This is a genomic window from Brevibacterium picturae (genome assembly GCF_030453725.1).
Taxonomy (GTDB): Bacteria; Actinomycetota; Actinomycetes; order Actinomycetales; family Brevibacteriaceae; genus Brevibacterium; species Brevibacterium sandarakinum_A.
Window position 1 is genome coordinate 1 of sequence record NZ_JAKDJU010000249.1, and the last position, 3,225, is coordinate 3,225.

Below are 3,225 nucleotides of genomic sequence, written 5' to 3' on the forward strand. Positions count from 1 at the left end.
GAGGACCCGGCCCCGCACGCTCCCCTCTTCGAGGGCACGGTGGGCCCGAGCCGCCTCGGCGAGGGACAATGTCGCACCGACTCGGCTCTGCAGCCGGCCGGTGGCCAGCATCTGATTGATGGCCCTGGCCGCTGCAGCCAGGTCCTCGACCGAAGCATTGCTGATCGCGAAGCCCAGCAGGCTGGCGTCTTTGGTGTAGAGCTGTCCGATGGGCAGCGTCGGTGCTGCGTCCATCCCGGCGATCGCGATCACAAGGCCACCGTGGGTCAGCATCGGCACGATCCATTCGAGCTCATAGCCGCCGGCGGGATCCCACCACACGTCGACTCCGTCCGGGGCAGCCTCCTCGATCTGCCGGTGGAAATCCTCGGCGTGCTTGTCGACGACGACCGCCGCCCCGCAGTCCGCCACCCACTGACTGTCGCCGGTCGAGGCACTGGCGATGACATGAGCGCCCATTGCCGCAGCGAGCTGGACGATCGCCATGCCGACAGCCCCGCTGGCAGATCCGACCATGATCGTCTCCCCCGGCTCCAGACGAGCTTTGGTCACCAACCCGATGAAGGCGGTACCGGCCGCGTGGAGGACCGGGGCCGCCTCGGTGGGGGTGATCCCCTCAGGCAGGTCGTACAGCCGTTCGGTCGGCACCGCTGAGAATTCGGCGAAGGATCCCTGACGGCCGGCATGGCCGAGGCTGTTGGTCCACACCCGGTCACCTTCAACGAAATCGTCGACAGCCTCCCCTGTGGCGGCGACAGTCCCGACGAGATCACGACCGATGACGAAGGGAAACGGAAGCGGAGTGCGATACGCCCCGGAACGGACGAAGAGGTCGACGTGATTGACCTCGCTGGCCTCCAAGCGCACCAGGACATCGGTCGGGCCCAACCGGGGCACAGGCAGAGGGCCGACCTCGATGGCCCCAACACCACCGGTGGCCGTGATGAACGCTGCCGTCATCTGGTCTGGAAGGCTCACTCGTTCCATCCCCTTCATTTGCCGTTCCTTCTCAGTGAATCACCTGCTGGGGATTGAAGACAACAACTCCCTTTCGCCTCAGCATCGACGGCTGATTCACCGACGCAGCTGCAACCGATCCCAGCTGACTGCGGTGAGCACGGCGAAGACCAGTGCGAAGACGACGACCAACCCCAGTTGAGCCACCGTCACGGCGGACCCATCGCTCATTGCCCAGAGGGCGGGTGCGGCCACGGGCATCCAGCCGCCCAACCCGAGCAGGGCAGTCACCTGCGCGATGACGACTAGCCCGACCGTGCAGCCGACCCCAGCGAGCACCGAACCACACACTGTCGCAGTCCAGGCGACCGGGATCGCAATGAGACCAGTGAGAACCATGAGCACCCACAGCCGCACCAGCCCCGCCCAGACACCTTCTGGCGGGAGCCCATAACCGAAAGCCAGGCCCAGGCAGAGAACACCCAATGCCAGAAGCAGACCGACCGCCCCGGTCCACAGCGCATAGACGACAAGTTTGGCCAGAGCGATCCGTCCACGACTGACCGGCAGCGCGAAGAGTCCGGTGATCGTTCCATCGGCGAATTCCCGCCCGAACATCCACGCCAGCATGACTCCGAACCCCAAGAGCGAACCCACAGAGATGATCTGGGTGGCCGCCGGGACCAGACCGGCCCAGTCCAGACGTGCCGTCGAGCCCAGCTTGGTCACGAGCTCGCTGCGCTGCTGGGCAACACCGAACGTGATCCCGGCCAACAGCACCACAGTCCCCACCAGCAGCGCACAGGTCGTGATGACTCCGACCAGGGAGCGACGCAGCTTCAAGGATTCGAGGCTCAGCGCAGCCCTCATCATGCTGTCCCCTCACCTTGGCGGCTTTCGTCATCGGCCCGGAGACGGGCGAAGAAGGCCCTTTCCAAGTCCGGGCCTGCAGTGTCGAGTTCCCCGATCAACCGGCCGGCGTTCATCAGCAGCACACGATCGGCGATACGGGCCACCTCGTCGAGGTGATGGCTGCTGACGAGGACCGCGGCACCCGACCGCGCCCGGCGCAGCAGCTGCTCACGCAGCAGGATCACCGAGGCCGGGTCGAGGGCGTTGCTCGGTTCGTCGAGGATGATCATGCGGGGATCGTGCTGCATCGCTGCGGCGAGGCCGACTCGCTGCCGGTTGCCCGAGGACAGGCGCCGGAACCGTCGGTCGGCCAGCGCCGTCAGCCGCCAAGTCTCCAGCGCCGCGGCCACCTGCGCAGGCGTTCCTCCGTGCAGCCGCGAGGACAGGCGCAGGTTCTCCTCAGTCGTGAGCTCCGGGTAGGCCAGGGGCACGTCGACCAGCGCGCCGACACCGGTGAACGCTGATGACGGCAGTCGGTGCAGGGGACGGTCGAACAGTCGCACTTCGCCTGCCTGGGGACGCAGCATTCCCAGCCCGAGTCGCATGAGTGTGGTCTTGCCTGCCCCGTTCAACCCGATGAGAGCGACCACTTCGCCGGGATGGACTGCGAAGGACAAGTCGGTCACACCGGCCCCACTGCGGAACCGGTGGTCGACGGCCTTGAATTCAAGCATCTCAGCGTCCACCCAGCACATTCAGTGCGTGATTGATGACGGTGTCGAGCTCGGTCTGACCACGCTCGGCCCAGTCGAGCAGAGCGGTGCTGAGCCCACAGATCACCGCGGCCGCTGCGATCTTGGCCGCAGAGCGATCGACCTCCCGGCTCATCAGCGCCTCGGCGATGGCGTCGATGGTGGCCGCACTGCTGCGCTCGAGCGATCCAGTCAGCGAGGTCGCCTCGGCGATGATCGTCAGCCGAGTCCGCAGGTCGTCGACATCTGGGACTTCGACAGCATTCCACGCCTGCCGGATCCCTTCTGCGACCGCACACAGCGGCGACTCCGTTGCGGGACGGGTCCGCACTGCTTCAGCGATTCGCGGGTCGAAAGGATCTTCCAGCAGCAGTGCATCCTTCGATCGAAAGTGCCGAAACAGAGTCATCTCACTCACCCCTGCCCGCTTCGCGATCTGGGCCGTGCCGGTCTGGTCGAAGCCCTCCTCGACGAACAGCTCCAGGGCTGCCTGCCGCAGGTCTGCATGGGTTCGCTGCCAACGCCTCATCCCTTACTGTTAGTCACTAACATTTATTTGGCAAGAGTCCCCGAGGTGCCGCTCTCGGGCACCAGCCTCAGTCGAGGCGTGCCTCGCGTACGGTGAAGGCACGAATCCCCTCTTCACGCTCCCACCCGCGGACAT

At 65.9% G+C, this 3,225-nt stretch carries 4 protein-coding genes; all 4 read right to left on the bottom strand.

What is annotated here, in order from left to right:
- Positions 1 to 978, bottom strand: a 978-nt coding sequence (locus tag L0G76_RS14985) for an NADPH:quinone reductase (RefSeq protein ID WP_304357952.1), incomplete at its 3' end; no start/stop codon positions are given.
- Between the two features lie 96 nt (positions 979 to 1,074).
- Positions 1,075 to 1,830, bottom strand: a complete 756-nt coding sequence (locus L0G76_RS14990; RefSeq protein WP_304357953.1) for an ABC transporter permease — start codon at positions 1,828 to 1,830, stop codon at positions 1,075 to 1,077.
- Positions 1,827 to 2,543: an ABC transporter ATP-binding protein gene (locus L0G76_RS14995; RefSeq protein WP_304357954.1), complete on the bottom strand. Its 717-nt coding sequence runs from the start codon at positions 2,541 to 2,543 to the stop codon at positions 1,827 to 1,829. The genes L0G76_RS14990 and L0G76_RS14995 overlap by 4 nt, the downstream gene beginning before the upstream one ends.
- Before the next feature lies 1 nt (position 2,544).
- A complete protein-coding gene (locus L0G76_RS15000; protein ID WP_304357955.1) occupies positions 2,545 to 3,090 on the bottom strand; it encodes a TetR/AcrR family transcriptional regulator in 546 nt (181 codons plus the stop codon).
- Between the last annotated feature and the right edge of the window lie 135 nt (positions 3,091 to 3,225).